This window comes from uncultured Marinobacter sp. (assembly GCF_947488835.1).
Lineage (GTDB): Bacteria > Pseudomonadota > Gammaproteobacteria > Pseudomonadales > Oleiphilaceae > Marinobacter.
This window is the reverse complement of the sequence record NZ_CANLBK010000001.1, coordinates 1,687,376-1,714,264: the sequence shown is the minus strand read 5'-3', so window position 1 is coordinate 1,714,264 and position 26,889 is coordinate 1,687,376. Positions and strand designations below refer to the sequence as shown.

The 26,889-nt window shown below is 54.1% G+C and carries 28 protein-coding genes; 13 read left to right on the top strand and 15 right to left on the bottom strand.

Annotated features, from left to right (window positions below; translation table 11 throughout):
• Window positions 1-104: 104 nt before the first annotated feature.
• Window positions 105-1,364, bottom strand: coding sequence for a conjugal transfer protein TraF (gene traF, locus Q0824_RS07950; protein ID WP_298449113.1), 1,260 nt, complete (start codon window positions 1,362-1,364; stop codon window positions 105-107).
• A gap of 259 nt (window positions 1,365-1,623) precedes the next feature.
• Here traF and Q0824_RS07945 point away from each other — a divergent pair, with 259 nt between their 5' ends.
• Together Q0824_RS07945 and Q0824_RS07940 are read left to right on the top strand one after the other, a co-directional pair.
• Window positions 1,624-2,172: an LPP20 family lipoprotein gene (locus Q0824_RS07945; protein ID WP_298449111.1), complete on the top strand. Its 549-nt coding sequence runs from the start codon at window positions 1,624-1,626 to the stop codon at window positions 2,170-2,172.
• A 95-nt stretch (window positions 2,173-2,267) separates the two neighbouring features.
• Complete coding sequence (locus tag Q0824_RS07940; protein WP_298449109.1) at window positions 2,268-3,476, top strand: flagellar assembly protein T N-terminal domain-containing protein; 1,209 nt, start codon at window positions 2,268-2,270, stop codon at window positions 3,474-3,476.
• Between the two features lie 24 nt (window positions 3,477-3,500).
• On the opposite strand, the gene Q0824_RS07935 is transcribed toward Q0824_RS07940, so the two are convergent.
• The 8 genes from Q0824_RS07935 to yegQ all read right to left on the bottom strand — a co-directional run bounded on the left by Q0824_RS07935 (window position 3,501) and on the right by yegQ (window position 11,314).
• Complete coding sequence (locus Q0824_RS07935; RefSeq protein WP_298449107.1) at window positions 3,501-3,962, bottom strand: SufE family protein; 462 nt, start codon at window positions 3,960-3,962, stop codon at window positions 3,501-3,503.
• Complete coding sequence (sufT, locus tag Q0824_RS07930) at window positions 3,963-4,505, bottom strand: putative Fe-S cluster assembly protein SufT (RefSeq protein ID WP_298449105.1); 543 nt, start codon at window positions 4,503-4,505, stop codon at window positions 3,963-3,965.
• A 39-nt stretch (window positions 4,506-4,544) separates the two neighbouring features.
• A complete protein-coding gene (locus Q0824_RS07925; protein ID WP_298449104.1) occupies window positions 4,545-4,898 on the bottom strand; it encodes an iron-sulfur cluster assembly accessory protein in 354 nt (117 codons plus the stop codon).
• Between the two features lie 13 nt (window positions 4,899-4,911).
• On the bottom strand, window positions 4,912-6,165 hold the full coding sequence (locus tag Q0824_RS07920) for a cysteine desulfurase (protein WP_298449102.1): 1,254 nt from the start codon (window positions 6,163-6,165) through the stop codon (window positions 4,912-4,914).
• Between the two features lie 5 nt (window positions 6,166-6,170).
• Complete coding sequence (sufD, locus tag Q0824_RS07915; protein ID WP_298449101.1) at window positions 6,171-7,460, bottom strand: Fe-S cluster assembly protein SufD; 1,290 nt, start codon at window positions 7,458-7,460, stop codon at window positions 6,171-6,173.
• Between the two features lie 12 nt (window positions 7,461-7,472).
• Window positions 7,473-8,261 (bottom strand): Fe-S cluster assembly ATPase SufC, encoded by a 789-nt coding sequence (sufC, locus tag Q0824_RS07910; protein WP_298449099.1) that lies wholly within the window; start codon window positions 8,259-8,261, stop codon window positions 7,473-7,475.
• A 41-nt stretch (window positions 8,262-8,302) separates the two neighbouring features.
• Window positions 8,303-9,751 (bottom strand): Fe-S cluster assembly protein SufB, encoded by a 1,449-nt coding sequence (sufB, locus tag Q0824_RS07905; protein WP_298449098.1) that lies wholly within the window; start codon window positions 9,749-9,751, stop codon window positions 8,303-8,305.
• A gap of 243 nt (window positions 9,752-9,994) precedes the next feature.
• Window positions 9,995-11,314: a tRNA 5-hydroxyuridine modification protein YegQ gene (yegQ, locus tag Q0824_RS07900; RefSeq protein ID WP_298449096.1), complete on the bottom strand. Its 1,320-nt coding sequence runs from the start codon at window positions 11,312-11,314 to the stop codon at window positions 9,995-9,997.
• Between the two features lie 158 nt (window positions 11,315-11,472).
• On the opposite strand from yegQ, the gene Q0824_RS07895 reads away from it, so the two are divergent.
• Window positions 11,473-11,829: a helix-turn-helix transcriptional regulator gene (locus Q0824_RS07895; RefSeq protein WP_298449570.1), complete on the top strand. Its 357-nt coding sequence runs from the start codon at window positions 11,473-11,475 to the stop codon at window positions 11,827-11,829.
• A 17-nt stretch (window positions 11,830-11,846) separates the two neighbouring features.
• Here Q0824_RS07895 and fabB read toward each other — a convergent pair whose 3' ends face one another.
• The 3 genes from fabB to Q0824_RS07880 all read right to left on the bottom strand — a co-directional run bounded on the left by fabB (window position 11,847) and on the right by Q0824_RS07880 (window position 14,973).
• Window positions 11,847-13,058, bottom strand: a complete 1,212-nt coding sequence (fabB, locus tag Q0824_RS07890; protein WP_298449094.1) for a beta-ketoacyl-ACP synthase I — start codon at window positions 13,056-13,058, stop codon at window positions 11,847-11,849.
• Between the two features lie 11 nt (window positions 13,059-13,069).
• Window positions 13,070-13,579 (bottom strand): bifunctional 3-hydroxydecanoyl-ACP dehydratase/trans-2-decenoyl-ACP isomerase, encoded by a 510-nt coding sequence (gene fabA, locus Q0824_RS07885; RefSeq protein ID WP_298449092.1) that lies wholly within the window; start codon window positions 13,577-13,579, stop codon window positions 13,070-13,072.
• A 209-nt stretch (window positions 13,580-13,788) separates the two neighbouring features.
• Entirely contained in the window at window positions 13,789-14,973 is a 1,185-nt protein-coding gene (locus tag Q0824_RS07880; protein WP_298449090.1) for an NnrS family protein, read from the bottom strand.
• 126 nt (window positions 14,974-15,099) lie between these two features.
• On the opposite strand from Q0824_RS07880, the gene Q0824_RS07875 reads away from it, so the two are divergent.
• Window positions 15,100-15,477, top strand: a complete 378-nt coding sequence (locus tag Q0824_RS07875) for a SirB2 family protein (RefSeq protein ID WP_298449088.1) — start codon at window positions 15,100-15,102, stop codon at window positions 15,475-15,477.
• Here Q0824_RS07875 and Q0824_RS07870 read toward each other — a convergent pair.
• Entirely contained in the window at window positions 15,433-16,287 is an 855-nt protein-coding gene (locus Q0824_RS07870) for an ion transporter (protein ID WP_298449086.1), read from the bottom strand. The genes Q0824_RS07875 and Q0824_RS07870 overlap by 45 nt on opposite strands.
• Window positions 16,288-16,391: 104 nt before the next feature.
• Window positions 16,392-17,744 (bottom strand): nitrate/nitrite transporter, encoded by a 1,353-nt coding sequence (locus tag Q0824_RS07865; RefSeq protein ID WP_298449084.1) that lies wholly within the window; start codon window positions 17,742-17,744, stop codon window positions 16,392-16,394.
• Between the two features lie 291 nt (window positions 17,745-18,035).
• Between Q0824_RS07865 and Q0824_RS07860 the strand changes: the two genes are divergently transcribed.
• The gene (locus Q0824_RS07860) at window positions 18,036-18,497 is read left to right on the top strand and encodes a universal stress protein (RefSeq protein ID WP_298449082.1); all 462 of its coding nucleotides are present in this window, start codon (window positions 18,036-18,038) and stop codon (window positions 18,495-18,497) included.
• 40 nt (window positions 18,498-18,537) lie between these two features.
• Entirely contained in the window at window positions 18,538-20,043 is a 1,506-nt protein-coding gene (locus tag Q0824_RS07855; RefSeq protein WP_298449080.1) for an MFS transporter, read from the top strand.
• Between the two features lie 70 nt (window positions 20,044-20,113).
• Here Q0824_RS07855 and Q0824_RS07850 read toward each other — a convergent pair whose 3' ends face one another.
• Window positions 20,114-21,379: a RidA family protein gene (locus Q0824_RS07850; protein WP_298449078.1), complete on the bottom strand. Its 1,266-nt coding sequence runs from the start codon at window positions 21,377-21,379 to the stop codon at window positions 20,114-20,116.
• Between the two features lie 247 nt (window positions 21,380-21,626).
• Between Q0824_RS07850 and Q0824_RS07845 the strand changes: the two genes are divergently transcribed.
• The 7 genes from Q0824_RS07845 (at window position 21,627) to ureG (ending at window position 26,866) form a co-directional block, all read left to right on the top strand.
• The gene (locus tag Q0824_RS07845; RefSeq protein WP_298449076.1) at window positions 21,627-22,535 is read left to right on the top strand and encodes an urease accessory protein UreD; all 909 of its coding nucleotides are present in this window, start codon (window positions 21,627-21,629) and stop codon (window positions 22,533-22,535) included.
• 105 nt (window positions 22,536-22,640) lie between these two features.
• Window positions 22,641-22,943 (top strand): urease subunit gamma, encoded by a 303-nt coding sequence (ureA, locus tag Q0824_RS07840; protein WP_100638258.1) that lies wholly within the window; start codon window positions 22,641-22,643, stop codon window positions 22,941-22,943.
• A gap of 11 nt (window positions 22,944-22,954) precedes the next feature.
• The gene (locus tag Q0824_RS07835; RefSeq protein WP_298449073.1) at window positions 22,955-23,290 is read left to right on the top strand and encodes an urease subunit beta; all 336 of its coding nucleotides are present in this window, start codon (window positions 22,955-22,957) and stop codon (window positions 23,288-23,290) included.
• Window positions 23,287-24,990: an urease subunit alpha gene (gene ureC / locus Q0824_RS07830; RefSeq protein ID WP_298449071.1), complete on the top strand. Its 1,704-nt coding sequence runs from the start codon at window positions 23,287-23,289 to the stop codon at window positions 24,988-24,990. The genes Q0824_RS07835 and ureC overlap by 4 nt, the downstream gene beginning before the upstream one ends.
• A 20-nt stretch (window positions 24,991-25,010) precedes the next feature.
• Entirely contained in the window at window positions 25,011-25,511 is a 501-nt protein-coding gene (ureE, locus tag Q0824_RS07825) for an urease accessory protein UreE (protein ID WP_298449069.1), read from the top strand.
• Window positions 25,501-26,196, top strand: coding sequence for an urease accessory UreF family protein (locus Q0824_RS07820; protein WP_298449068.1), 696 nt, complete (start codon window positions 25,501-25,503; stop codon window positions 26,194-26,196). Before ureE ends, Q0824_RS07820 begins: the two co-directional genes overlap by 11 nt.
• A 31-nt stretch (window positions 26,197-26,227) precedes the next feature.
• Window positions 26,228-26,866 (top strand): urease accessory protein UreG, encoded by a 639-nt coding sequence (gene ureG / locus Q0824_RS07815; protein ID WP_298449569.1) that lies wholly within the window; start codon window positions 26,228-26,230, stop codon window positions 26,864-26,866.
• Window positions 26,867-26,889 lie beyond the last annotated feature (23 nt).

Below are 26,889 nucleotides of genomic sequence, written 5' to 3'. Positions count from 1 at the left end.
CTTTCCGAGAAATGTTCGGGAATTATCCGTTTCCCGGGCGGGTCAGGCAAACCCGTATATTCTGATGGGCTTGCCTGACTCCGGAAGAGGTGTTTACAAAATAATCAGAATGCTGTGCCCAGCTCCAGAGATGCGCCCATATCCGCATCGCTGAACAGCGCGCCAAGATCAAGACGAACGCCTAACAGGTTAACTCCCAAGCCGGCCGTGAACTGGGTTTCTTCGGCAATACCGTCGTTGTCATCGTTACTGGCAAGGTTGTAGCGAACACCGGCGCGAAGCTGGGCGTAACGGAACGCGTCAAACTCTGCGCCCAAGGCAAGCCACTGGGTGTCATCTTCAAAGCCGAAGGCTTCTTTTTTGGTGAGGTCCAACTCTGCGGTAACAATGTGGTAGTTGCTCTTGTGGGCGATGCCGACGGTTGCCATCGGGCCAACTTTTAGCGTTCGCACTTCCTCGCCAAGATCTCTCCGGCTTGCTGCAGAATCGAGCTTCATGGGAATCAGGTTTTTTACCAGAATTCCTGCGTTCCACTGCTTCTCATCTCCAAACGCATACGCAGCACCGATATCCAGGTTAAAGCCGCTCTTATCCGTTTGGGAGTCATCACTGTCGAAATCGTTGTCATCAAAACCGGAAACGGTTTCCGTGTACTGGAAGGTTTGCAGTTTTACGTATTTGGGGGAAAAACCCAGCTGGAGAGTTTCGCCGTTATTTAGCTTCAAAGCGTGAGCAAAGCTCAGACCCGCCTCCACCACCGCTGAAGCGAGGACCTTGCCGCGGGAATTGAGGTTGACGGTTTGGCCGGGAGGAATGACCACCGTGCCGTCTTCAATATCCTCCAGTATTTTGTCGTCCCTTTCGTCGTACTCACCCCTGACTGTAGCGGTCAAGTTGCCATTGCTGAAAACACCGACTGCAATCTTCTTTCCGGGAACGGCAACAGCAAGGCCCAAACCGAGGTTGGCGCGAACGGTGTCTTTATCGAAGGCGGCAAGTTGTTCACGCAACTGCCCCGCATGCCGTTGCACGTCGGCTGGGTTTGCAGAGTTGATAGCATTATCAAGCTGATCAATTGAATCCTGAATATCATCAACCTGATCGATGGTTTCTTCTTCATCCGCAGCCCGCGCGTTAACAGAGGGCAGAGTGAGGCCAAAATCATCAGCCCAGTCATGCTGGTCTGCAGCCATCATTGCCGGGTTTGCAGAGGTGGCCGAGGCTGGGTGAGCAATAGCTACGCCAGCGCCACCCATGGCAAAGGAACGTGAAGACATAAACGACTGCGGACTGGCGAGCGCTGAGGAGGTTGCAACGGACAAGCCCACGGCAATGAACAGTCTGGACAGACGATATTGATGCATTTCGGTACCTTTGGGATAAGTATGTGTTTACGAACAATGAGAATACTGAAAGGTTAGAGCAATATGCGTACGGGAACACGGCATAACCGGTAACGGTTTGTTTTTGATATGTAAACGGAGGCAGTTATTTGCCGGTTTAGCGGGCTGTTTTGTAGCTCCGAGAAAGAAATTTAATTTTATCAGCGTGTTAGGAAAGGTGGCGTGATTTTTTCATGGTTATTGGAAACGGCAAGTTGAAACGAATTCTGGAGACGAAAAAATGGCCATCCGCTGGATAATTGTTCCTCTTATGGCTGTCATGCTGGCGGCCTGTGCGCCTGTTGGTGGACACCGGGACAGCGATAAAAGCAAAACACAATCTGAACCAAAATTTGAGCCTATTACAGTGCGAGTCAGTGGTTTTGGTACCTATGAGGACGCAAGTAAGGACCGCCTGAATACCCGCAAACGTTTGATGGCGCGCCGTGCATCCCAGGTGGATGCATACAGAAACCTTGCAGAGCGGGTGTATGGCACGGTTGTGTATGGCAGCTCTACCGTGAACGACTTTGTTCTTCGAAACGACAGTTTCCGCACATACGTGGACAGCTATATCCGCGGTGCAAAGATGGTTGCTGTTAACGAACACAGCGATGGAGTTGTTGAGACCGTAATGGAGCTAAAGCTGGAACCACGTTTCCGGGCTTGTGTATCTAAAGTAGATGCCGATCAGGTACAGGATCTTTGCCCTATACCTATGCCCAGTTACAACGACAGTGTGGGTGATGTTCAGAGCAAAAATGTGGACTCTCTGTACTATCTCGACTGATACCGCTGGCACCCACCGGGTTGTGCTGTGTCGGCTCTATGGCTCCTGAAGCGTGAGAAAATTGGAAAAGCGGGTATGAAGCGATGCGTGGGTTTATGAGGCAGTTTGTTCGGTTGTCACTGTGGTGTGTCGTACTACCACTGATGCTGGTTGCCAACGCTCAGGCTGTTGTTCTGGAAGGTGTGGGCCATGCCAGTATCCATAATGAGGATCTCGCGACAGCACGCGCGGAAGCCCGCAATGCCGCCATGCGTGATCTCGCCCTTCAGTATGAGGCGCAGGTGAGTACCAGAGACACCATGGAAAACGGTGTTCTTACCGAATCCAGTATTCGCTTGGCGTCCAACGCGAGAGCGCGGAATGTAAAAGTGATTGATGAGCATCGCATCGGCAACCTCATGCGTGTGACCGTGCGGGGAGAAATTTCTGCCGGGCAAGCCAGCTGTGGTGGCGGAGATGCCGGGCGTTTGAAAAAACGGGTGGCAGTGGCCGGGTTCCCGCTTCTACACCCTGAACAGGCCCGTGTGGGGCGTATTGATGACGCTGGTGAAGTTCTGCCGCAGTTTTTGCAGCAAGGCTTGCGGGAAGCTGGGAACCTGCAGGTGTTGTCTGCCTCTACCTCTCGTTTGTTCCCTGATTTGCTGAATGCGCCAACACTGCAGCAGGGGAGCAACCGCCTTACCAATGTGATCCAGGTGGCCCGTGAAATGGGCGCCCAGTTTGTGGTGACAGGTGTTATACGGGATCTTGGCGTTGCAGACCCTACAGCTTGGGGCACATCGGTTCTGGACAAATTTCAGAGAGGTATTGGTGTCGCGGATATGCGTCGGCGTTTCGCGGTGGATCTTGTTGTTCTCGATGGCTTCAGTGGCTCGCCTGTCTATCAGCAACGCTTTGAAACGGCCGCAGTCTGGACTGCCGACGTGGGTAGCTCTACCGGATTTGGCTCCGAAGGATTTCGTAAATCCCAGTATGGGAAGGCAGTGGCTGGTGTTCTGAGCGATATGACTCAGGCCGTAACCGAAGCCTTGGCATGTCAGCCGTTTATGACCCGGATTACACGGGTAGATGGGCAGTTGGTAACGCTGGCCTCAGGAGCAACCGCAGGTTTACGCCCTGGCGATGAGCTGCATCTGTATCGCAGTGCCCGGTATTTTGATTCTTTGGGAGGGACGCCGGAATTGAGTGACAGCCAGATGACGGTCACCCTGAATAATGTTCATCCGGACTTCAGTAATGGCAAAATGCCCAGCATAGGTGGGCAGGTAAACATTCAGCGAGACGATATTGCCATAATCTGGTAACTCACACCTAAGCCGGTGCGTAGGTCACTCAGCCACTTGTGCCGCGGCAATATCGCGGATCTTCCCGATCATGGAGCGCAGGCCGTTGCCGCGAGTAGGGGAGATATGGCGGAACAGATCCAGTTGTTCAAACAGCTCGTCTATATCGGTAGCCAGCAGGTCTCTTGGGGTTTTCCCGTTCAGTGCAATCAGAATCATAGAGGCGAGGCCACGTACGATCATTGCGTCTGAATCTATCAGGAGATAGAGCTTGCCACTGGCTTCGTGGAAGTGGGAAATTACCCAGACTTGGCTCTGGCAGCCGTGGACGTAGTTTTCCTCAATCCGGGCGTCGTCCGGAAAGTCCGGTAGCTGTTTGCCCAGATCAATAATAAATGCGTAGCGCTCTTCCCAGTCGTCCAGAAACTCAAAACCGTCGAGTACGTCTTCCAGTGTCGGGTTTTTCCCGAGTGGGTTGTCCAGAAAATCCTGTTCTGTCGCTGGCATTTACAACATTCCCAGTTCGAGTTTGGCTTCGTCAGTCAGCATGTCGTTGTTCCAGGGCGGATCAAAGGTTAGCTCTACGGTTACCTTGTCTACGTTGGGAACATGCTCAACTTTTGTTTTCAAATCGTCGGTGATTACTGGCCCCATACCGCAACCGGCGGCCGTGAGAGTCATAAGAATGAAAACATGGTTGCCGTCGGGCGTACCGTTTTCAATCCGACACTCGTAAATCAGGCCTAGGTCCACCACGTTGACCGGAATTTCCGGGTCGTAGCAGTTGCGCATGGCCTCCCACACTTGATTTTCGTTGATAGTACCGTCTTCCGGCGTTTCGAAGCTGCTTTCCAAGGGCTTTTTGCCCAAGGCGTCAGCGTTGTGACCTTCAATGCGGGCAAGGTTGCCGTTAACTGCAACGGTAAAGGTGCCACCTAGTGACTGGGTGATCGTGACAAAGGTGTCTGCCGGAATCATGATTTCTGTTCCAACAGGAACAAGGCGGGCTTCCACCTCGCGTTTGGTCAGGACGACTTCACGTTCTTGCATGCCTGGTTGAACCTCGTTTGGCGCGGAGAGGGGGCGTAATCAGCTTACGGTAAAGCTCTCGCCACACCCGCATTCGGCGGTGGCGTTTGGATTGCGGAACTGGAACATGGAGTTTACGCCTTCGGTAACGAAGTCGATCTCGATGCCATTCACCATGGCAAGGTGTTCCTCTTTCACAAACACATCAACCCCGTCAATGTGGAATATTCTGTCGTCGGATGAGGCTTCGTCCACCCACTGGGTTTCGTACTTGAAGCCGGAGCATCCGCTTTTTTTGATTGCCAGCCGTATACCTTTTGCATTCGATGCTTTGTCGAGTTGCTTGCGCACGTGTTTGACGGCACTTGGCGTCATGGTGACGCCTACGGTCGGCGTGAAGACTTCAGCTGTCATGGTGTCTCCTCCATCAGGCAAACAGGCGCTGGACTTTTTGTAAGGCGGCAAACAGTTGCTCCACCTCATCCAGTGTATTGTAGAACGCAAAGGAGGCCCGGGCTGTACCGGGAACTCCGTAGAAATCCATCAGCGGCATGGCACAGTGATGGCCAGTGCGAATAGCGATGCCTTGCTGATCCAGTAAGGTACCTATATCACTGGGGTGCAAGCCGTCGATTTTAAAGGACATCACGGGAACTTTTTGCTTGGCGGTGCCAATAATGCTCATGCCCGGAACGGTCTCAACCAATTGATTGGCGCGGGCCATCAAGGCATTCTCCGCCGCTTCCATTGCTGGCCGGTCGAGCCGGTTAAGGTAGTCAATTGCCGCACCCAGACCCACGGCCTCAGCGATTGCCGGCGTACCTGCTTCAAATTTGTAGGGTAGAACGTTCCAGGTGGTGCGCTCGAACGATACCCGCTCAATCATCTCGCCGCCGCCCTGATAAGGGGGCATGTCTTCCAGCAGCGTGGCTTTACCAAAAAGCACACCAATGCCGGTTGGGCCGAACAGCTTGTGGGATGAAAACACGTAAAAGTCACAATCCAGTTCTTGCACATCCGGTTGGAAGTGGGGAACTGCCTGGGCGCCGTCTAGCAGGGTGATCACACCACGAGCCTTCGCCTTGCCGACTAATTCTTTTACCGGATTGACTGTACCCAGAACATTGGAGACGTGGGTGATGGCCAATACTCGGGTGCGCTCGTTCAGCAAGCGATCAAAGGACTCAAGATCCAGTTCGCCCGCGGGCGTAACCTGAATCGGCACCACTTTTGCGCCAGTGCGTTCGGCAATCATCTGCCAGGGCACAATGTTGGCGTGGTGCTCCATGTGGCTCACCAGAATTTCGTCGCCGGCTTTGAGTTTGGGGGCCAGACCATTCGCCACCAGGTTGATGGCCTCGGTTGTACCCTTTGTCCAGATGATTTCCCGGGTGCTGCCTGCATTCAAAAAACTGCGAACGGTTTCCCGCGCGCCTTCAAATGCGGCGGTTGCACGGTCGCCAAGGGTGTGGGCACCCCGGTGTACGTTGGAGTGCATTTCCCGGTAATAACGGTCCATGGCATCCAGAACGGCGAGCGGCTTCTGTGCCGACGCACCGTTATCCAGGTATACCAGCGGCTTTCCATTTACCTGTTGGGACAGGATGGGAAAGTCCCGGCGTATGGCTTGTACATCAAACGCCTTTTGGGTTGCTGTGCTTGCCATGGACAGGTCATTCATACCGGTCAGACCTCCTGGAATGCTTGATCAAAAAACTGGTTGAGACGGATTTGCACCGTATCTTTCACGGCATCCACTGGAATCTGAGCAACCAATTCGTTGATGAACGCCATAGTCAGCAGAACATTGGCTTCACGAAGGCCAATGCCCCGCGATACCAGATAAAACAGCGATTCTTTATCCAGCTGACCGATTGTGGCCCCGTGGGCGCATTTTACGTCATCCGCGTAGATCTCAAGCTCGGGCTTGGTGTCGATCTCGGCGCCAGTGGAGAGCAGCAGGTTCTTGTTGCTCATATTCGCATTGGACTTCTGGGCGTCCGGGTGAATATGAATCCTGCCGTTGAACACGGCGTGGGATTTATCCGCCGCAATGTTGCGATAGGTTTCTTCGCTGTCGCAATTGGGCGCTACGTGCTCAATGGTCGTGTGGTTGTCGTAATGCTGTGTGTCCTGGGTTACAACAACGCCGTTGAGCTTGCACTCTGCGCCTTTGCCTTCCAGTCGCACTCGAAGATCATGGCGCCGCAGGGGGCCGCCAAAGCCTACGCAGTGGCTCTCGAAGCGAGAGCTACGCTGTTGGGTTACGCCAGTGGCACCAATGTGTTGTACGTTCTCACCGCCCATACTCAGCCGGATGTTGGTAACGTTTGCGCCTTCTGCAAGGGTGAACTCGGTTACAGAGTTCACAAATACCGCTTCCTGACCGCTGGAGATAAACTCTTCAACCAGCGTGACCTGGCTGTTACGGCCGGCTTCCACAAAGATGCGTGGGAAGGCAGATCCACTGGCGTCGGCGGTCACTTCATGGATGATGAACAGTGGCTGGTCAAGCACCGCACCTGGTTTCAGGCGAATGACGAGGCCGTCTTCAAAGCGTGCAGTGTTTAATCCTGCAAACTGCACGGCTTTGGCATCGAGGGTGCTGTCCAGGCGTTCAGCCAGTTCGCTGGCTTCGGCGTCTGAAAGATCACTGAAGCGCTGGATAAGGATATCGTTCAGATCCGGGTACTCGCTGGCTTCTGGCACCATTACGCCATTGATAAAAGCCACCTTGTAGCCGGGTACAGCAAGAGCGCTGCCGGTTTTGCCCGCCGTGGGCAGTGAGACAGCCATCTCGTCGGTCAGCTTCAGATACTTGCTGGAGTATTTCCAGTTCTCGGTTTTCCGCGTTGGCATGGGCATGTCTACCAAGGCGGCGCCACGCTGTTTACGCAGGGCAAGCAATGGTGCGGGTAGTGCCTGGCCAGCCGGCTGCAGAAACGCGCTGGAAAGAAGACTTGGTGCTGGTTTCATTCCGCGGTCTCCTTAGTTGGCTGAGTTGGAGAGGGCTGAACTGGCTGCAGTTTCATCGTCCTTGATGCCAAGCCATGCGTAACCACGCTCTTCCAGCTCCAGGGCCAATTCGCGGCCGCCAGACTTCACAATCTTGCCTTCGGCCAGAACGTGAACGAAATCAGGAACAATATGGTCAAGCAGGCGCTGATAGTGAGTGACCATCAAAATGGCCCGGTCTTCGGCGCGCAGAGCATTAACGCCGTCAGAAACAACCTTGAGTGCGTCGATGTCCAGGCCGGAGTCGGTTTCATCCAGGATGGCCAACTTTGGTTGCAGCATCAGGGCTTGCATGATTTCGTTACGCTTTTTCTCGCCACCGGAGAAGCCTTCGTTTACACCGCGCTTGAGAAAAGCAGGGTCGAGATCCACTTGCTTGGAAATTTCCCGGGCCATCTTCATAAATTCAGCAGCGTTCATTTCTGACTCGCCCCTGTGGTGACGCATGGCGTTCACGGATGTGCGCATGAACTGCAGGTTGCTGACGCCCGGAATCTCTACCGGGTACTGAAACGCCAGGAACACGCCATCCCGCGCACGCTCTTCAGTCGCTTTCTCAAGCAGGTCTTCACCGTGCATGGTGACGCTGCCAGAGGTAACTTCAAATGCGTCGTTGCCTGCAAGCACTTGGGCCAGCGTACTTTTGCCCGAACCGTTCGGGCCCATAATCGCATGTACTTCCCCGGCTTTGATCTCCAGGTTGATACCCTTGAGGATTTCTTTGCCCTCAACGGAGGCGTGCAGGTTTTTGATGCTCAGCATTTGTGGCTTCTCTCTTTAATCTGAAAATCTGTGTATGTAATTTAACCAACAGAACCTTCAAGGCTAACTTCAAGAAGCTTGCCGGCTTCAACCGCAAACTCCATGGGAAGTTCCTTGAAAACGTCCTTGCAGAAACCGTTCACAATCATGGACACGGCCCGCTCCATATCAATCCCGCGCTGGCGGCAAAGGAACATCTGCTCGTCGCTCACTTTCGAGGTGGTGGCCTCGTGCTCAACGATGGCGGACTTGTTCAGGCTCTCAATGTACGGGAAGGTGTGTGCGCCGCACTGGTCACCGATCAGCAGCGAATCACACTCGGTAAAGTTGCGAGCGCCCTCGGCGCGGGGGCCGAACTTGACCAGACCGCGATATACGTTGGAGCTTTTGCCGGCTGAAATACCCTTGGAGATGATGGTGCTGGTGGTGTTCTTGCCCAGATGAATCATCTTGGTGCCAGTATCGGCCTGCTGGTAGTTGTGGGTAAGCGCAACTGAGTAGAACTCACCAACGCTGCCTTCACCGCGCAGGATACAGCTGGGGTACTTCCAGGTAATGGCTGAGCCGGTTTCTACCTGAGTCCAGGAAACCTTGGAGTTCTTGCCGATGCAGGCCGCGCGCTTGGTTACAAAGTTGTAGATGCCACCTTTGCCGTTCTCATCGCCCGGGTACCAGTTTTGTACTGTGGAGTATTTGATCTCCGCATCATCCAGTGCGATCAGCTCAACCACCGCTGCGTGCAGCTGGTTCTCGTCGCGCATGGGGGCGGTACAGCCTTCCAGGTAGCTCACGTAGCTGCCTTCGTCGGCAATAATCAGTGTGCGCTCGAACTGCCCGGTGTTTGCCGCGTTGATGCGGAAGTAGGTGGACAGTTCCATGGGGCAGCGAACGCCCTTTGGAACGTATACAAAGGTTCCGTCCGAGAAGACTGCTGCGTTAAGGCCGGCAAAGAAGTTGTCTGTGTGGGGCACAACAGTACCGAGGTACTTTTGCACCAGTTCAGGGTAATCGCGCACGGCTTCTGAAATAGAGCAGAAGATAACGCCTGCTTTTGCCAGTGGCTCTTTAAACGTGGTGGCTACTGAAACAGAATCAAATACCGCATCAACGGCTACACCCGCGAGCTTTGCATGCTCGTGCAGGGGGATGCCCAGCCGCTCATAGGTTTTCAGCAGTTCGGGATCTACCTCATCAAGACTCTGAGGCATGTCTTCTTTACGTTTCGGGGCTGAGTAGTAGGAAATATCGTTATAGTCGATTCTCTCGTAGCCCAAGTGAGCCCAATCGGGCTCTTCCATTTCAAGCCAGCGACGATAGGCCTTGAGGCGCCACTCCAGCATGAACTGCGGCTCTTTCTTGATTTCAGAAAGGCGGGTGATAACGTCTTCATTCAAACCGGGCTCGAAGGTATCTACTTCGATATCTGTTACGAAACCGTGTTCGTATTCCCGTTTGATCAGTTCGTTCACCTCTTTGTTGGCGGTCGTCATGATCGTCGCTCCGTATTCTCTCTCGCGGGCTCTGAGGCCCTTTGATTTGCCGGCAACCGTGACGGGTTGCGGGGCCTGATCTGTTGCTTCTGGTTCGTAATTGTACAATACCATACTAAATTAGTCAGGTATTAAATTGGGGGGAATGGCAAGTATATCGTAATACACCCGCCAGACGCTAAATCTGACGGGTTTGGAGCGGTTTTGATAGGCGTATATACGGAGTCGATAGCTCCGTGAACGTTAGGCTTCGGGTGGCAAAATGCGGGTGAGGTAACTGTGTTTCAGTGCTTCAGGTGTGTGCGGTGGGCGAGGGATGCGAACAATGTGGCCGCTGCCCGGCGCGCAATCCATAGCGATGCCGTTGCGGTTCTCCATAACCGGTATTGAAAACTGCAGATTGCCAGAAGGTGTAATCAGTTCCATCTGGTCGCCAGGGGAGAATTTGTTTTTCACATCGATGGTGAGCCATTGCCCGTCATCATCGGTGATGGTGCCTACAACTTGTTGCGTGCCCAGATAGGACGAACCACGCTCGTAGGTCTGGTATTCCTGTGGCATGTGCCTGCGTAGGAATCCTTCTGTGTAGCCGCGGTTGGAAAGTGCCTCCAATTCGTTCATCAGGCTCATGTCAAAAGGCTTGCCTTGTGCCGCCTGATCAATGGCGTTGCGGTAAACCTGAGTAGTTCGGGCAACATAATAGGTGCTTTTGGTGCGGCCCTCGATTTTCAGGGAGTGCACGCCCATGGCGGCCAGTTCTGCCACGTGTTGCACGGCACGCAGATCCCGGGAGTTCATGATGTAGGTGCCGTGCTCATCTTCATAGGCAGGAATAAAACTGCCGGGGCGGTTGGGCTCTTCCAGAAGAATTTCTTTTGGCTCGTAGCTTTGAACATCCGTCACGGGCGATGTGGCAATCAGGTCGCCGGTTTGGTCCTGAGTGTGGGCAACTTCCTTGTAGTTCCAACGGCAGGCATTGGTGCATGCGCCCTGGTTGGCGTCCCTATGATTCATATAGCCAGAGAGCAGGCAGCGCCCGGAATAGGCCATACACAGGGCACCATGAACGAAGACTTCCAGCTCCATACCCGGAACCCGTTCGCGTATGTCGCGGATTTCACCCAGCCCCAGTTCCCGTGAAAGAATCACCCGGCTGACGCCCTGGCGGCGCCAAAACTCCACCGTGGCCCAGTTTACGGCATTGGCCTGCACCGATAGGTGAATGGGCTGATCTGGCCATTTTTCCCGCACCAGCATGATCAGGCCGGGGTCGGACATAATCAGCGCATCCGGTTTGTACTCCAACACCGGTTCCAAGTCTCGCAGGTAAGAGCGCACCTTGTCATTGTGGGGCGCTATGTTCGATACCAGATAAAACTGCCTGCCCAGTTCATGGGCGCGCCGGATACCGGAGCCCAGTGCGGTTGCGTCTTTAAAGCTATTGTTGCGCACCCGCAGAGAGTAGCGCGGCTGGCCGGCATAGACAGCGTCAGCGCCATAGGCGAATGCGGTTTCCATGTGTTCAGGGGTGCCGGCGGGTGCGAGCAATTCCGGGATATTCATGTGCGCTCCGGGTAAATCAATGGTGGGCTATTTTGCCGCAGGCTAATGCGCTTTCCCTTGATCCTGCTCAAACGTCTTATTGATTATTTTCAGCTAACATGTGTACGCTGTAAGTCGTGGTACGTGATTGGACGGTTATGAATCTGGAGGATCGAAAGATGGTGTCAGGCCCCCTGAGCCAAGATGTGGCGCGGGTTTCACTGGGTAACAGAGTGAGTTCGCTGATCAGCATTCAGCTTGCCCGAGGCAAGGTGGGTGTTGAGGTAGTGGCGTCTCAGTTGCACATGAGTCGGTATACGCTCCACAAGAAATTGAAGCGGGAAGGTTTGACTTTTGCCCGTATACTGGAGGATGTGCGCCGTAAGCAGGCGCTAACTTACATGCAGGATAAAACCAAGCCGCTGGTGGAAATTGCTGAGCAGCTTGGGTTTTCAGAATTGAGCGCGTTCAGCCGGGCATTCAAGCGCTGGATGGGCACTTCCCCGGCTGAATATCGCTCTATCAGATTGTCCTGAACTTTGATTGCGAGAAATCAGAACTTTTTAAATACCAATGTTGCGTTGGTGCCACCAAAGCCAAAACTGTTGCTCATAACGAGATCCAGGTTTTGGTTGTCCAGGCGCTTACGCACGATTGGATAGCCTTCGGCACCTTCGTCGAGGTTCTCGATGTTAGCTGAGGGCGCGATAAATCCATCCCGCTGCATGATTAAGCAGTAGATGGCTTCGTGAACGCCTGCCGCACCAAGAGCGTGGCCGCAAAGCGGCTTGGTGGAGCTTAGCGGTGGGATTTTGTCACCAAAGGTCGCTTTCAGCGCCTTCAGTTCAGTTACATCACCAGCAGGTGTACTGGTGCCGTGGGTGTTGATATAGCTGATTTCGCCATCCAGGTTTTTCATGGCCTGGTGCATACAGCGAATAGCACCTTCACCACTTGGGGCAACCATGTCGGCGCCGTCTGATGTGGCGCCAAAACCAACCAGTTCTGCAATGATGTTCGCGCCTCGCGCCTCTGCATGCTCCAGAGCCTCGATCACCAGGGTACCGCCGCCGCCGGAGATAACAAAGCCGTCACGGTCTGCATCATAGGTGCGGGATGCTTTCTCAGGCGTATCGTTGTATTTGGTTGAGAGTGCGCCCATGGCGTCAAACATCAGGCTCAGGGTCCAGTGGATATCTTCGCCGCCGCCGGCAAGCATCACGTCCTGGCGCCCCAGTGCAATCTGGTCAGCGGCATGGCCAATGGCGTGTGCGCTGGTGGCACAGGCTGAGGTAATTCCGTAGTTGATGCCGGTAATGCCAAATGCTGTTGCAATGGTCGCGTTGATTGAGCTGCCCATGGTGCGAGGCACGCGATAAGGACCAACGCGACGAATGCCTTTGGCACGGTGGGTGTCGATCGCATCGAGAAGCTCAACCGTTGACGCGCCGCCGGTGCCAAATACGGCGCCGGTGGTGTTAGCCGTGAGGTGCTCTTTGGTCAGTCCAGCCTGCTCAATGGCTTCGCAGGCTGCGAGGTAGGTGTAAGCAGCAGCCGGGCACATGAAACGCAAAAGCTTGCGGTCAATCAGTTCTGGTAGGTCCAGGTTGATCTGGCCGCACACGTGGCTGCGCAAACCGTTGTCACGGGCTTCTTCACTGAAGGCGATTCCTGGAATGGACTCCTTCAGGGAGCGTGTGACTTCTTTTTGATTGGTGCCAAGGCTGGAGACAATCCCCATGCCGGTGATAACAACACGCCGCATCTTGTTTGCTCCTAGAAATCGTCGGTGGAAGTGAACACGCCAACCCGCAGGTCTTTGGCGGTGTATATTTCTTTGCCATCCACTTCCATGCGTCCGTCGGCAATAGCCATTGTAAGCTTACGCCGGATTACGCGTTTGAGGTCGAGGTAGTAGGTTACCTTTTTGTTGGTCGGGAGAACCTGGCCGGTGAACTTCACCTCTCCAGCGCCCAGCGCACGGCCCTTGCCTTCACTGCCGCCCCAGGCCAGATAAAACCCCACCAGTTGCCACAGAGCATCAAGGCCCAGGCAGCCAGGCATAACGGGATCATCTACGAAGTGGACTTTAAAGAACCAGAGGTCGGGATTGATATCCAGTTCAGCCACCAGGCTACCTTTCCCGTAGATGCCGTCGTCTGTTCCTACATGGGTGACGCGGTCAACCATTAGCATCTCATCTATGGGCAGCCGCGTGGCGCCCGGGAAAAGTTTGCCATGACCACACTTAATCAGGTCTTCCTTGTCAAAATGATCCGGGTTCATAGTGCCATCGTCTCTGTTACAGAATGATTTATTGTTACTTTAGCTGTTATTTCGAGAGTCGCTATTGACCATTAGTGGATGATTAACGCTTAAGCGGTGCAGTTGCAAGTTCGGTTTGTTCTCCGGGGCGGGTTGTAGCGCCAAAAAAAACAGGCTCCTGCGAGCCTGTTCATTCTTCTAACCCCTTGGAAAACCTCATCCCCAGGGTGTCAGCCAGCGCGGCCATCGGGTCTCGGGCTGGCCAGTATTTTTGTGTAACGCACCAGGAACATGCCGAAGGCGAATATCCAAAGCAGGCTACTGCTGCCAATTCCGGGGTGCCAGGGAACTATGTCGAAGGCCGTTAGTACGCGAAGCGTTGCCGCCAACTGGATCGCAATGAATGCGGTAACCATACCTTTGGGCAGTACCAGGGGGCGGCCGGTATGGCCAAGTGTTACCCGGGCGATAACGCCCAGAATGAGACAGCTGATGGCGCCAGTACCTGCAGCATGGCTCCAGGCGTTAGACGGCCAACCCGCGAAAATGGTGCCAGCCAGAAGGTATAGGGAAATCGGGATCCAGAGGATGGAGAGGTGAAGAACCCACAGCAGGGGCTCTTTGCGAGCCAGCCAGCCCTTCCAGTTAGCGAGGCGCACCAACACAAGGGTGCCGGCAACAATCGCCAGAATGCCTGTGATGGCTTGCCAACCGGTTACCAGTGAGGCCATTAGCAGAATCATGGAAAACAGGGATGCCATATCCAGCGCCGGGATATTCTTTACCGCATCAGCATTCAGCCCGCGCTGGCGCAACCAGCCAGTAGTGAATGCAGGCGTTATGCGTCCACCCACAATGCTGATCAGAGCCATGGCTGCAATAAGTGCTCCGTGGCTGTATGTCATGTCCAGGCGAGTTACAAAACCAATCTGCATGAGCCACAGCAAGCCGAGAACCACCAGCAGCATGAGCTGACGTTTTTGTTTCGCATGCCAAACCCGCCATCCTGCATCCAGCATTACCAGAGGGAGGAATGCCAGGTTGACGCCTTGCACCAACCAATCTGGCAATTCCGCGCCAAACGCCAGCAGTAGCCGCCCAGCTAACCACACGCCCCAAAGCAGTACCAGCCGGAAGCCATGGGTGCGTTCGGTTTGCGTCCAAACACAGACAGCCGTGAGCAAGAAGCCTGCAATAGCAGCGGTCAGAAAGCCAAACAACATCTCATGCTGGTGCCAGAACAGCCCCGGCATGGCTAATGGCATATTGATTGTGCCTGTTACCTGCAGCACCCAAAGCGGAATGGCGAGAAGTGCCAGTACTGTCATGGATAGGAAGAAAATACGAAACGGGTAGCCGAAAAGCTGACTGAAGCTGGCGGACCCAGCGTTAGGGGGTGTTGAAGTAGCCTGCATGTTGGTTCCTGCCGATACATATATGTGAGTTATATGTTAAACGGCTGAGCGCAGAATTAACATACCCGGTTGGTGGTATCTATGCGTACAATGTCTCTATCGTTTTGATTCACAATGGAATGGTTTATGAACTCATACATGATACTGAAGCACCTTCACATGACGACAGCCTACCTCACCGTAGTCCTGTTCACACTGAGATTGCTGATGGATGCCGTGGGCCGGCCCGGCTGGCGCATGACCCCGCTGCGCTGGATACCCCATGCTAACGACACAGTGCTGCTGGTTGCGGCCATCAGCCTGCTGTTTGTGGGTGGCTGGAACCCGCTTGAACAAGGCTGGATTCTGGCGAAAATTACACTGTTGCTAGGCTACATCGCCGCCGGACTATTCGCCCTGAAAGTTACCGTGTCACGCCCGGTTCGTGTTGTGGCGGCTGTTCTGGCTTTAGTCCAGGTGTCAGCTATCTTCCATCTTGCCATGGCCAAGCCCGTTCTGTTCTGATTTGGAGAGGCTGACCAGCTCTGCCAGCTGGCTCTGCACGTCTCGCAACTGGCGCGTAATCTCATCGCGCTCATCGTGAGCTTGCTGAGCCTGCTTGGCATTTTGCTCCTCGCTCATCACCTCCAGAATCGCTCCGATCATCATGTTCAGGAACACGAAAGCTGTGAGGAAAATGAACGTCAGATAGAAAATCCAGCTAAGCGGGTAGTGTTCCATCGTTGCATACATAACATCTGTCCAATCCTCGAAGGTGGCCACACGGAATAGCGTGAGCATGGAAATGGCGACATCACCCCAGAGGTCCTCATCCACTTTGGCAAAGAACATCGAACCCATGGCGGCATAGATGTAAAAAATAATGAACATCAGCAACGCGATGTAACCCATCCGCGGGATGGCTTTGAGCAGGGAGTTGATCAGGAATCGCAGCTCCGGCACCACAGAGACCAGGCGCAATACCCGGAAAACCCTCAACAACCTTCCAAGCAAGACCGCCTCCGAGTTATCCAGAGGAATCAGGCTGCCAATCACCACCAGTGTGTCGAAAACGTTCCAGCCGTCCATGAAGAAGCGCCGCTTAATCGGGCTGGCGGCAAACCGGAAAAGAATCTCGATCAGGAAAAACAGAGTGATCGCTGCATCCATAACACCTAATGACTGCTCCACCAGTGGGGGCAAGTCGTAGGTTTTCGCGCCTATGGTCAGGGCAGACAGGATGATTATGGCAATCACTACGCCCTGAAAGAGCGTGCTGGATTCAATACGGTGCAGCTGGTTGAAGCCGGCCGTAGGAGAAAGTTCCAGGGACATGGGGGTTACTGCTCCAGGTGAAATCGAGTGTGCGGATTCTAAAGGCATGGCCAGCGCTGGAACAGCACTGTTACAGAGATTTCAAGAAACTCGCACCAAACAACTTACTGCGGCGGTGATTCTGTGCTGCCGCCGCGGCGCTGCTTGCGATTCAGTGGATAGAACAGCTGAGGAGATGCGAGCTCCGGCAGGTCGGTTTGCTCCTGGTTGGCAGCCCACTCCACGCGCTCTGCAGAGCGGATGGCGTAATGCATCCAGGCCAGGGCCGCAGCGGCAATGATGAACATCAGCATAAAGCAGCTCTGCCAAATGCCGGTAACGTCGTTCAAAACCCCGAAAGTGAGCGGCAGAATGAACCCACCCAGCCCGCCTATCATGCCCACCACGCCACCAACAGCACCCACGTGCATGGGGTAGTAAACGGGGATGTGCTTGTAGACTGCTGCTTTACCCAGTGACATGAAAAACCCCAGGGTGAAGATCAGAACAATGAATACGGGCAAGTTCATCTCAAGTGTGAAACGAACGTCTCGATCAATGCCGTGGACTACGTAATCGGTAGGGGGGTAACTCAGCAAGAAGGTGCAGATAACCGATGCGATAAAGGTCCAGTACATTACTCTGCGTGCACCAAAACGATCTGACATCCAGCCGCCCAGAATGCGGAACAGGGATGCAGGAATTGTGTACAGCGCCGCAATCATGCCTGCGGTTGTTATATCGAGGCCGTAAACGCCTATCAGGTAATGGGGCAACCAAAGAGCCAGTGCCACAAAAGCCCCGAATACGAAGAAGTAATAAAGCGCGAAACGCCATACGCGCAGATCCCGCAGGGGCTCCATTTGCTCCATAAACGAGCGTTGCTGCTCGTCTTTTTTTCGGCCAGCTGAGATAGGGTCTTCCTTTGCCAGGAGCATGAAGACGATGCCCATAACCGCTAGCACAGAGGCGTAAATCTGGGCCGTTGTTTCCCAGCCGAAGGCCACCAACAAAAAGGGTGCACCAAAGTTGGTCACTGCGGAGCCCACGTTGCCTGCACCAAAGATACCTAACGCCGTGCCTTGTCGGGCGGGTTCAAACCAGGCAGCCGTGTAGGCTACACCCACAATGAACGCGCCACCGGCAAGGCCAACCCCAAGAGCGCCAACCAACAACATCAGGTAAGTAGTGGCAAAGGTGAGCAAGTAAACGCAGGTAGCCGTGGTCAGCATGAGTATGCCCAACACCCAGCGACCGCCGTATCGATCCGTCCAGATTCCCAGGAACAGCCGGCTGATTGAGCCGGTCAGGATAGGGGTGGCCATAAGCAAGCCAAGCTGTGTGTCAGACAGGCCCAGGTCTTCCGCTATGCGGATGCCAATGATGGAAAAAATGGTCCAAACGGCGAAGCACAGGGTGAAGGCCAGAGTGGAAAGGCCAAGTGCGCGATGTTGTTGTGATCTGGTTGGCGAGTTCATTGCTGCGGCCCTATCTGTCTGCACATACCGGCTTTTTCAAAGCCTCTGCAACCATATCAAAAGTGGGTTTTTCCGTGGGAAAGCATTGGGGGTACCTCCAGCAGGGTGGGCGGGTGGTAGGTGCCGGCAGGGAATTACTGAGAGGGGGTAGGGCTTCGATTGCTCTGTAGGGGTACCCGCCGTTGAATTTGACTTAAATCAAATATGCGTCGCTGAGGAATGTGGGCTAATGCTGAGCAATATCAATTGGCGGAGTGCCCGTGTGGGGTGTGGCCGCCTTCGGAGACTGCTATGAAAATCATGATTGCCTACGACGGCTCCAGGAATGCAAAGCTGGCGCTGGTTCAGACGATTACGATGTTTCGCGAGCTGAACCCGCAGATCACCTTGGTGGCTGTGGCGGAAAACCCCAGAGACATCACTGCCAGTAATGAAGATATGTTTCAGGAAGAGTTGATGGACCTCAAGCGGCACCTTCTTGAGGCGCAAGAGGTTTGCGAGAAAGAGGACGTCACCTCGGAGACGCTACTTCTGGAAGGCGATGCCCGGAAAATGTTGCTGTATGCCGCAGAGAGCAAAGTTAAGCCCGGCATGCTGGTTATCGCCCGCCACAGTGAAGAGGTGGATGGCGGGTTGATTGCTCGTTCATTGACCTACTTTGTGGATGAGCTGGATTACATGACATTTGGCAAAGTCAGCTCTTTTCTGGCGCGCCGGGTGCAATGCCCCCTACTTATCCTGCCTAGCCACTGACAGCCACTGGCGCTGAACTGGAAGCCCCCGGAGGCTTAGAATGAGAGTTGCAGACGTATTCGGTTTCAAGAATCCAGAGATCAAGGCACTGCACCTGACTTGGATAGCGTTTTTTATCACATTTTATGTGTGGTTCAACATGGCGCCGCTGGCGTCCAGTATGCTTAAAAGCGTCGACTGGTTGACGGCTGATGATCTACGCCTGTTCGCCATCTGTAACGTGGCGTTGACGATCCCCGCACGAATCATTGTGGGCATGGCCCTTGACCGCTTTGGCCCGCGCCGGGTGTTCTCCATACTGATGGTTCTGATGTCGATTCCGGCACTCACCTTCGCCTTTGGCGACACCATGACCCAGCTGCTGGTCAGCCGTTTGGTTCTTAGCTCCATCGGTGCCAGCTTTGTGGTGGGTATCCACATGACTGCCATGTGGTTCAAGCCTCGCGACATTGGCTTTGCCGAGGGCTTCTACGCAGGCTGGGGTAACTTCGGTTCCGCAGCAGCGGCGTTGACTCTGCCTACCATCGCGCTGCAAATGTATGGCGGCGATGACGGCTGGCGCTGGGCCATTGCCCAGAGTGCGATTGTGATGGCGCTCTACGGTGTTTACTACTGGTTCGCCGTAACAGACGGCCCGGTGGGAACCGTGCACCGCAAGCCCCGCAAAGCCAGCGCGCTGGAAGTCAGTACCTGGGGCGACATGATCAAACTGATCCTGTGGACCATTCCCTTGATCGGCGTTCTGGCTATTCTGGTATGGCGTATCCAGAATATGGGCTACCTGAGTGTGACCGGTGCGGTGATCGCCTACGCAGTCATCGTTGCGATTGTGCTCTACCAGATCGTGCAAATCCTGCGGGTGAACCTGCCTATCCTGAAAAAGGGTGTGCCAGAGGACGACAAATACCCGTTCAACAGTGTTGCTGCACTGAACAGCACCTACTTTGCCAACTTTGGCGCCGAGCTGGCGGTGGTCTCCATGCTGCCAATGTTCTTCGAAGAAACCTGGAGCTTGAGTGCGGCGGCCGCCGGCATGGTTGCAGCCTCCTTTGCCTTCGTTAACCTGGTGGCCCGCCCCATGGGTGGCATGGTTTCCGACCGCATGGGTAATCGCCGTTTCGTGATGCTCAGCTATATGTTTGGTATTTGTGTGGGCTTTGCGCTGATGGGCTTGCTCAACTCCAGTTGGCCGCTGATTATCGCCGTAGGCATTACTGTCTTCACTTCCTTCTTTGTGCAGGGTGCAGAAGGTGCAACCTTCGGTATTATCCCGTCGATCAAACGCCGCCTGACCGGGCAAATATCAGGCATGGCAGGTGCTTATGGCAACGTGGGGGCGGTTGTCTACCTGACTATCTTCACCTTCGTTACCCCTAGCCAGTTCTTCTTTATCATTGCTGGCGGAGCCTTCATAAGCTGGGTGCTTTGCCTGATGTGGTTGAAAGAGCCCGAGTCCGGCTTTGCGGAAGAGTATGAAGTGTCTTCTGTCGATCTGCAGATTGAGGAAGAGGAGCGTCAGCGCCAGGTAGCACTTGGCAGGGCGTGATGCCAGTATCAATATCCTGAAGTAACAAAGCCCGCCGGAAGTGATTTCGGCGGGCTTTATTTTGTGATCGTCACAGACTGGGTGGTGTACCTTCTCCGTTCGAAAGAACGGCATCGATTTGAACCAAAGCACCCTCAGGGATAGCTGAAACGCCAATGGTTGTTCTGGCAGGAAGATCGCTTTCGAAGAATGTTGTGTAAACCTCGTTTATAGAGCCAATGTCTGCAATATTTTTTACCTGGATCGTTACCTTAACGATATCGTCCATCACGTGATCAGTGCTTTCTATAATTGCCTTTATATTTTGCAAACATTGCCCGGCCTGCTCTTTTGCGCCTCCTGCGACCATGCTGCCGGTGTCCGGGTCCAGAGGCAGTTGGCCGGATAAGTGATTGTAATGTGAAAATGCGACTGTCTGTGTAGACAGTGAACTCCGGGGTGCCCGCTCCGTATTGTGTGCTCTTATGACGATTCCGTGCCTGTCTTCAACGGCTTGCGGGGGCGTACCGTCTCCATGCGATACAACCGCATCAATCTGCACTAACGCATCCAACGGCAATCCTGATGCTGAAATTATTGTCCGTGCCGGTACATAGGCAGCGGTTCTTGCTATAGCTGAGTCGGGGAAAAACGTTGTGTAAACTTCATTTACTGCATCAACATCCGATATGTTTTTAAGGAATATGTTGATTTTGACAATGTCGTCAAAAGGAACGTCGATACTTTCTAGAATTGCTTTGATGTTTTTCAAGCATTGCGCGGTTTGAGCTTTTACACCGCCTGTAACCAACCCGCCAGATTCGGGATCAATCGGTAATTGGGCCGAAATGTTGTTGTAGTGAGAAAACGCGACGGTTTGTGTTGAGGACGCGCTTTGTGGCGCGGCTTTCGTGTCTATTGCCGCTTTTAAGAGGTCGCATGGCTGTTGTGGCGGAGTGCCTTCGCCATTCGAAATGAGGGCGTCTATTTGCAGCAATGCGTTTTCCGCAGGCAAAGCTGAAACCGCGACGGTTGTTCGTGTAGGGAGATAGTTCTGGAAGAATGATTCGTACACTGTCTCTACAGCGTCAATATCGGAGATGTTTGTCAGGAATATATTGATTTTGACTACATCGTCCATGACATGATTGATGCTTTCTATAATTGCTTTTATGTTCTCAAGGCACTGCTTTGTCTGATTTTTGATCCCACCCGTAACCACCGTACCTGTTTCGGGGTCTATTGGTAGTTGCGCTGAAATATTATTGTAATGAGAAAATGCCACTGAGTGCGTCGATGACAGGTTTTTGGGTGCATTTTCCGTATTTCTTGAAACTTTAACGATGTTGTCGCTCATATCGATAGTGCCCCAATTTCATGGCATTTTATGTGGGCTTGAGTCTTGCCACCCCCCCCCGAAATTAATCTTAGACGACGCATTGATCTCTTGCCTGCCATAGAACTTTTTTTATGTTGTGCCTCCCTCTGATCGCGCACATGGGCGATTGCACTGCTATCTTAAATTGAAAGCCTTGCCATATGGCAAAGTGGTCGACGACCCAGAAGCGTCCACTCCAGGCCACTAAATTAAGGTGTTTGATAGAATGACTGTTCTATTTTCTGCACCCGGAAAGAATCAGGTGATTTCGGACTCCGGGCACCGTTTCGATGTGACTCGCCATTGGGCAGCCTCTTTAACTCTGGGCTTCCACGCCTATGTCGAGGGCGATGCCAGCATCACCCGCATGAGCACCGCTCGCCATTATGGCCCCCTACGAGTGCAGCGGCCGTTCTACCCAGAAGGCCGCGACGGCTGCTGCCACGTGTATTTGTTGCACCCGCCTGGCGGCGTTGTCAGTGGCGATGCGCTCAATATCGATGTCACTGTTGGTGCAAACTCGCACACGCTGTTAACCACACCTGCTGCCAACAAACTCTACAGAGCTGACAGTAACGGCGTTGCCTGGACACAGCACACTCATCTCAAAATTGCCGATGGCGCTACGCTGGAATGGTTGCCCCAGGAAACCCTGGCGTTTGACGGCTCCCGCGGCGAACAAACCCTGCATGTTGATCTGGACGGCAGCGCCAAGTGCCTTGGCTGGGAAATTCTCGGCCTTGGCCGGCCCGCCAGCGACCTGCCATTCGTAAATGGCCGCCTTGAGCAACGCTTTCAGCTCACCCGTAATGGCCGCCCTTTGTGGTTGGAGCGTCAATGTATAGACCCTCATCACCCGCGCTATACCGGAAAATGGGGGCAGGGCGGTGCCACTGTGCATGCCACACTCTGGGCCGTAGGGTTGAGTGAACCGGCTGACGCCATCTCAATGCTCAGGGAGCAACTACCATCGGGCAGTCACTGGGCTGTAACTTTCCGGCGCAATGTATTGCTGCTGCGATACCTGGGTAAGGAGCGTAACCAAGCCTGGGAATTGTTTCAGCAGGCACGGGATATTCTTCGTCCACGACTGACGGGGCATCAAGCCATTGTGCCGCGCATCTGGCTGACCTGATTTATACATTACGCCGAGGCAGTCGCTTGGGCGCTGAACAGCGCTTTTGCCCGTCAAATGGCAAGAGCTATAGAAAAAGCGATCTGGATAACAACGGAGTTAACAATGGAATTAGCACCAAGAGATAAAGACAAACTGCTGTTGTTCACCGCTGGGCTGCTCGCTGAACGCCGCAAGGAAAAAGGCCTCAAATTAAACTACCCGGAATCGGTCGCGCTGATCAGTTGCGCCATTATGGAAGGTGCCCGCGAAGGTCGCACTGTGGCAGATATGATGAGTGCCGGCCGCGAAATACTGACCCGTGACGATGTAATGGAAGGCGTTGCCGAGATGGTTCAGTCCGTTCAGGTAGAAGCAACCTTTCCCGACGGCACCAAGCTGGTCACCGTCCATAACCCCATTGTTTGAGGAGGTGCGCCATGATTCCTGGTGAATATCAGTTGAAGAGCGAAGACATTGAACTGTGCGTGGGGCGGGCAAGCATCACCATGAGCGTCGCCAACACCGGCGACCGGCCAATACAAGTCGGCTCCCATTACCACTTTGCTGAAACCAACCCGGCTCTGCGCCTGGATCGCAAAAAAGCATACGGCTACCGGCTGGCTATCGCTGCGGGTACCGCTATTCGTTTTGAGCCCGGCCAGACCCGCGAAGTGACGTTGATTCCCTATGTGGGTTTGCGCCGCATCTACGGTTTCCGTGGCGAAGTGATGGGCCCCTTGGATAAGAACACGAACGAGGGAGCAAAATCATGAAGATTTCCCGACAAGCCTATTCAGATATGTACGGCCCTACGACCGGCGACCGTATTCGCCTGGGTGATACGGAGCTGTGGATCGAAATCGAAAAGGATCACACCCATTACGGCGAAGAAGTGATGTTCGGTGGCGGCAAGGTTATTCGTGATGGTATGGGGCAAAGCCAGCGCTGTGATGATGCCGTAATGGATACAGTGATCACCAACGCGATTGTTATTGATTGGTGGGGCATAGTTAAAGCTGATGTGGGGCTGAAAAACGGGCGCATTGCCGCCATCGGCAAAGCCGGTAACCCCGACACTCAGCCGGATATTGACATTGTTATTGGCGCCGGCACTGAAATCATCGCCGGAGAAGGCCAGATACTTACCGCGGGCGCTGTGGACACCCACGTTCACTATATTTGCCCGCAGCAGGTTGATGAGGCCTTGATGAGCGGCCTCACCACCATGATCGGCGGCGGTACCGGGCCGGCAACGGGTTCGGTTGCGACCACTCACACTCCTGGCCCATGGCACCTGGGTAAAATGATGCAGGCGGTGGATGACCTGCCTATCAATATTGGTTTTCTCGGTAAAGGTAGCGCCAGTACGCCAGAAGCGCTGGAGCAGCAGGTAAAAGCCGGAGCCATGAGCTTGAAAATCCACGAGGATTGGGGTGCTGCGCCGGCTTCGATCAGCAACGCGCTGGATGTAGCAGATCGCTTCGATATACAGATCGCCATCCATGCCGACAGCCTGAACGAATCGGGGTTTGTGGAAGATACTTTGGCCGCATTCAAAGACCGCTGTATCCATACCTATCACTCCGAGGGAGCCGGGGGTGGTCACGCGCCGGACATTATCGTTGCCTGTAGCCTGCCCAACGTGCTGCCATCGTCCACCAACCCTACCCGCCCATACACCATCAACACAGTTGATGAGCATCTCGATATGTTGATGGAGTGCCACAACCTGGATCCAAATATTCCGGAAGACGTGGCCTTTGCAGATTCCCGTATTCGTCGTGAAACCATCGCTGCTGAAGACATTCTCCATGACCTCGGCGTGATCTCCATGATTTCGTCAGACTCCCAAGCTATGGGACGTATTGGTGAGGTGGTCTGTCGCACCTGGCAAACCGCCCACAAAATGCGGGTTCAGCGAGGCTTGCTGCCGGAGGATCAGGAACGCGGCACTGATAATTTCCGGGTGAAGCGTTACATCGCCAAATACACCATCAACCCAGCTATTACCCACGGCGTTGGCCATGAGGTTGGCTCTGTGGAAGTAGGTAAGCTGGCGGACCTGGTGTTATGGAAGCCGGCCTTCTTTGGCGTTAAACCATCGATCATCCTCAAGGGCGGCATGATTGCAGGCGCTGCCATGGGTGACCCAAACGCTGCTATCTCCACGCCACAACCCGTGCATTACCGGCGTATGTTTGGGGCTTTGGGCAGGGCTGCAGCAGCAACCCGAATGACCTTTGTAAGCCAGGCGGCAATGAACACAGGGCTGGAAGAAAAGCTGGGGCTGAAGAGCCCGCTGGTGCCTGTTAAAAATGTCCGCCAGATGCGCAAGAGCGATATGAAGCTAAATAGCGCCTGCCCAAAACTGACGGTAGATCCGCAAACTTACGAAGTTCATGCAGACGGCGAGTTACTGACCTGTGAACCCCTCACAGAAGTGCCACTGGCTCAGCGCTATCACCTGTTTTAACTGTTTGTAAGGACATCAAAATGCTTGAGTTAACACAAAGGCTGGATGGCAATTCTGAAGGGGAAATCTACGACACTCTGACCTTGCCATACGAACTGCGCATCCGGGGTCGGTTGCGGGCCAAGACCGACAAGGGGCGCGATGTTGGGCTGTTTCTGGATCGTGGCCCTGTGCTGCGTCACGGCGATCTGTTGCGCTCCAGTGGTGGCGAGGTAGTTCGTGTGTGCGCTGCTGATGAGTCGGTCACAACCGCCTATATTGAAAATGGACTGCCCTTGGCACGCCTGTGCTATCACCTGGGCAACCGCCATGTAACGCTTGCCCTGGGTGTTGAGGCAGACGGGCGCTATTGGGTCAGGTTTCCGCCAGATCACGTGCTGGAAGAACTGGCGAAGCTGTTGGGGGCAAGCCTGGAGCACCATCTGGCCCCCTTTGATCCAGAGTCCGGTGCTTATGCCCATGCGGGGCGTGAGCACTCCCATGGTCATAGTCATGATGAAGAGCATAACCATGCACACTGACAACCAGCCCACCGTGCCGAGCGACTTGGCGTTGCTCGGATTGATGCAACTGGTCAGCCCGGCTTTACCGATAGGTGCTTTCGCCTGGTCGCAAGGCCTGGAAAGTGCCTTTGAAATGGGATGGGTTCGAAACGAAGAAGAGTTGGGCGAGTGGTTGGAAGGCGTACTGGAGGATGGCTTGACCCGGTGCGAGCTGCCGGTGTTGTACAGGCTACAAAACTGTTGGGCCAAGAGTGATAGCCGCGGCCTTGCATACTGGAACGATTGGTTGCATGCCAGCCGGGAAACAGCAGAACTGAGTGACGAAGGAACCCGGTTAGGGCTGGCATTGCTTCGCCTGCTGACCAGCTTGAAGCTTGAGCCGCAGGCTGACCAACTGCCGGAAGAGCCGGATTACGTCACAGTGTTTGCCTGGACCGCCTATCAACGAGGTGTGCCGGTACGCCAAAGCTTGCTTGGCTTCGTTTGGGGATGGCTTGAAAACCAGCTCGCAGTTGCGTGTAAGGCCATGCCCCTCGGGCATACGGCTGCGCAACGCCTGAACGAACAGCTTCGCTCGAAGCTGGTGGCTGCGGTTGAAAACGCACTGTCGCTGCCTGACGAACACATGGGCCCCATTCTGCCAGGGCTGGCCCTTGGCAGTGCCCAGCATGAAACCCAATATTCAAGACTATTCCGAAGCTGACGGCTTTGAGTACACAGAGGGACAAACAACAATGAAACATTGTTTACGAGTAGGCGTTGGTGGGCCGGTAGGTTCCGGGAAAACGGCCCTGTTGCGACAGTTATGCAGTGCTTTGAAAGATCATTACGACATAGCGGTAGTTACCAACGACATCTACACCCGGGAAGATGCCGACTTCCTGCTGAAACACGAGGCGCTGCCTGCAGACCGCATCTTAGGAGTGGAAACAGGGGGTTGCCCGCACACGGCAATCCGTGAGGATGCGTCCATGAACCTGGCGGCCATTGATGACCTCCATGCGCGCCATCCAAATCTGGAACTTGTGTTGGTGGAATCTGGTGGCGACAACCTCGCAGCTACGTTCAGCCCTGAGCTGTCGGATTTGACCCTGTACGTTATCGATGTTGCGGCTGGCGACAAGATCCCCCGAAAAGGCGGCCCCGGCATTACCAAATCGGATTTGCTGATCATCAATAAGATCGACATCGCTGAATACGTGCACGCATCGCTGGATGTGATGGAGCGGGATTCCAAAAAAATGCGTGGCGATCGCCCCTTCGTTTTCACCAATCTGTATGACGGTGTTGGTTTGGAAGAGATTATCAGCTTCATTCTGAAGCAGGGCATGCTGCCCGAACGTCGACCTGAAAAACTCACCGATACCGCCTGAGTGCACACAAGCCTGACAACAAA